Source organism: Tabrizicola sp. T74 (assembly GCF_057219935.1).
This window is the reverse complement of sequence record NZ_JBXVVT010000016.1, coordinates 1-3,827: the sequence shown is the minus strand read 5'-3', so window position 1 is coordinate 3,827 and position 3,827 is coordinate 1. Positions and strand designations below refer to the sequence as shown.

Here is a 3,827-nt window from a genome sequence, read left to right as displayed (position 1 = left end):
TTCCTGGAACCGGGCGCCGACGATGGCCATGACCTTGCCGCGCGCGTATTCCAGCACACCCATCGCCAGGAACAGGACAATCACCAGCACTGACAAGGCCACCAGCGTCGCCTCGGACCCGCTACCCAGCACCCGGTCATAGACCTGCAGCATGTAGAGAGGCCCGGTCAGCATCAGCAGGTTGACGACGACGCTGAACAGCACCACCGCCAGGATCAGCCCGGCGGATTCACGCCGGGCCGCCTTCAGTTCCTTCATACCTGACACCACACTCGTCCGATCCAACTGGGGCCAACCGTCAGGCAAAGAGGAAGTCATCGGCGGCAACCAAGACTGTTGGATTGTCTCTGCGCTCAAGCAGAGGACTTGAGTTGTTCTCAATCCTTACGCAAGACTCACGAGTTGACTTCACTCTCGTATCTCCTTTGAATCAGGTCCTTAGCTTGGGCCGAGCACCTTACGCAACCAGAGCTGACTAGCATCAATGCATTAACAATTCGCGAATACCCGAAGCAAACTGCCAGTCTTGTGGGGCCGCAAGAAGCTTCTAGATAGGGCATCCTATTCTGGCAGGGCGCTGAACGATCCATCCTTTGCCCGAAGAAAATGCCTACTCTACGCATAAAGGTTCTTCCGAAACTCCTAAAGATGATGCGTAAACTATCCGCCTGTGCTGCCAATTCGCTATGGTAATCTAAATTTACCCACCTTGACAGAGAACGTCTTCCTCCGCACCCTACAAGTTTCTCTGAATGTCAGTCGAACGACCCCAACCCGCACCTCAGTGCACCAAGCTCTACTACCCCGAGACTTAGGAAAATAAAATGGAGAAATAGAATAAAGTAAACACTTCAAGCCATCAAAGCCCATTGCCCGCCGTGAAGGTCTCTTCCATCAAAAACCGCCCGAACACCGCAATGTAAAGCATGAAAAGGGGACGTAGAATAACTAATGATCACAGGGCTGTCCCATAAAATGTGCCATCTCAAAGATGTAAAGCGTTCACCCAAATCACTATCCCGGAATACTCATACCTACGAGAAGTACAGCCAGAGATCATCAATCGAACCAATGAAACAATCCTTAAGCAAGACACTAGTTTCAGTCCCGAAGAATACATGAGTTCCTTCACCCGTCTGAACAAGCAAAGGTGGAGAAGAAACTGTGCCAGAATACTCGATGACATCCGACTGACTATTAAACCCAATGATCGTGTCATGATCAGAAGTACTATTGAATACAAAGCGATCTGAACTCCCTAGAGCCCGAATTAGATCGTTGCCTTCTTGCCCCTCAATGGTATTTCTACTTCCAGCAGTGAAGATAATGTCATCACCACTTCCACCTTTTACATTCAGCCCTGAGGTAAAGGAGACTACTCGGTCCTTTCCGGCGCCACCCTCAACAGTAACATCGCCCCTCTGGATAATTGCAGTGTCGTCCCCATCACCACACAAAATAGTGTGGCGTCCAGCGGCCAAGACTTCGAAAATGTCATCACCATCAAGACCGCTAATGATTGAAGCAGACTGACCGGCAGAAAATCGATCCCCGAAGTTCGACCCAACAAAATTCTCCACTTCCCGAAATGATACATTACCCCGCTGTGTCTCTACTACCCCAGAAGCTGCCCACACGGTTACGCCACCATCGAAGTCGGCAAAAGAAAGAGTGTCGCTTCCCGGGCCACCTATGACTGTGTCGTTGCCCCCCCCTGACAAAATCCAGTCGTCTCCACTTCCGGCGTTAATGCTGTCGCTTCCGTTTCCCCCTGAGATGAAATCGTTACCTGTCCCGCCAAGGAGAGTATCGGCACCATCGCCTCCAATCAAGAAATCATCGCCATCTCGTCCATCGATCAGGTCCCCTTCACCCGTGCCAACAATGGAGTCACTAAAGGAGGAGCCAAGAACCCGCTCTACGCTTACCAGTACATCCCCGGTGTTGGACGGATCTGTTGCCGACAAGCCCATTTTGAGATCAATGCCGGCCAAGGCTTGAACATATGAGATTGTGTCAATAGAAGCACCACCGACGTAAACTGTTGGTGTATTTGATCCATAAAGCAAATCTCCGAAGTCAGTGCCATAGACGAATGGCCTACCAGGAATGTCGAGGGTAAACACGAGCATCACGCTCTCAAATGAGTCCATAGCTTGCGTGCCGAGGGTGCCGTTGATCAGGGAAATGGGCAATTGAGTGACTACGATCCTTGCATCCGGTTCCCCGTATGCTGGAAGGCCCACCAGGGTCTTGTACTCTCCGTCCGATGTTGTCTCGTCCACTCCAATAGAGTATGCATCGACTAACCGATACCCCGGCGGAAACTGTGATGCAGCAATGTCTAGCTGAAGTGCTTCGATTGTGGTTGACGATAACACTGTCACAAACCGTCCACTTCCAGTAAAGGTATAGGAAGAAACTTGAGCATCCCTAATTGTGCTGCCTACTTGTGTTCCCAAGACTGCCGGCTTAATGATGTCCATCAGTGCTCCGGCTGCCATTGGGCGTCCTGATGAGTCGGCTAGGCTGGTCGCATGATACTGCGCCGACCAGAAGTCAAGGGCGTCGAAGCCATTTCTAAGGAGGCTTGTAAACATCTCCATCAACGGATTGATTTGCTGAAGGCCAAGATTGGTGGTTGATCGGAAAAGAATGTTCCACTCTGACATGCGGCTGATCATTTCTTTACCGGTCGCCAACTCCCACTGACGGTGCATCGCAGCGACCATTGAAATCTGGTTTGTGATGCCCAAGAGAGTCTGCGCCTGATCCGTTCCAGCGTGCCGCCCTTCTTGAAAGTAGTAATGACTCACCAATCCATCAACACTCTGGCGGTTTGCCGCGGTAAACTGATTCAGCACTTGCTGATTGCGCGCTGCCAGATCACTGTAGGTCATCCCGCCACCTATTGAGTAGCCCCAGACTTGAACGAAGATTTCTGGTTCTGGATACGGTACTTGGTTATCTGGATCATCAAGCAGCTGCGAGTGGGCTTCACTGATGAGTTGAGTTACGGCATTAGCTACACGGCCGTACTCCGTTGAGGTCATGTAGCTTTCGTACTCGTTTCCTATTTCGAATGCGACCTTTAGGTTTGGATCGATCTTTGCCAGAGTCGACTTAAAGAAATGCACAAGATCGCTGGAGTAGGAAGTATCGTAGGCGCGGTGGCCATCAATTGACGTTAAAGTAAGCAGCCATCTCGTCGGAACAATGATTGTTGGATTTACTCCTTCTCTGTTGCAGAAGTCGATGAACTCATCAAGAGTCTCCAGCTGTACGGTCTCGCCATTCCCATTAACCGCAGAGGTTCGATTGGGATTCCGGAAGTCGAATAGCGTCTCTGCCGTGGAACCGCCAGGGTAGCGCAGATAGTTCACATCGATTCGATTCACTATGTTATCAAATTGCTCCCACCCTCTGGTTCCAATCCTCTCATAGTCGGAGACAAAGTTGAGTCCAAAGTGCGCGTCGGTGATCAGCGAACCCTGTGTTGCAGCGATTTGCAGATTTAGAGCTTTTGTCATGTTCATCCCCTTTCCCTGACGGTACTTTGTAGGGATGTTTGCCTTTCACCCATATTTTGGCGTGATTGTGGATTTCGCTTCCAGTTTCAATAAAAGGCGACCGACTTTTCAGTTTTGATCAACTTGCAATAACTTGAGTGCAGATTACTGTGACGGAGCTCGTTTGGCGATGCAGTTAGGGTCAGGACCCATTGATCTTGCGTCTGCGGCGTGATTCAGCCTCCGTAAGGAGACTGAGCGATGAGCAACCTTTTCTGGCTGACGGAGGCGCAGATGGCGCGGCTGCAGCCTTTCTTT

1 protein-coding gene and 1 pseudogene are annotated in these 3,827 nt (G+C 50.7%); both read right to left on the bottom strand.

Features of this window, described 5'->3' with window-relative positions:
- Positions 1–258, bottom strand: a pseudogene (locus tag AC2EAL_RS21735) (type I secretion system permease/ATPase); the annotation flags it as partial.
- A 776-nt stretch (positions 259–1,034) separates the two neighbouring features.
- Positions 1,035–3,530, bottom strand: coding sequence for a calcium-binding protein (locus AC2EAL_RS21730; protein WP_484726324.1), 2,496 nt, complete (start codon positions 3,528–3,530; stop codon positions 1,035–1,037).
- Positions 3,531–3,827 lie beyond the last annotated feature (297 nt).

Excerpts from the sequence above, each read along its gene's own strand:
- AC2EAL_RS21730 (WP_484726324.1), bottom strand. The coding sequence starts at position 3,530 with ATGACAAAAGCTCTAAATCTGCAAATCGCTGCAACACAGGGTTCGCTG.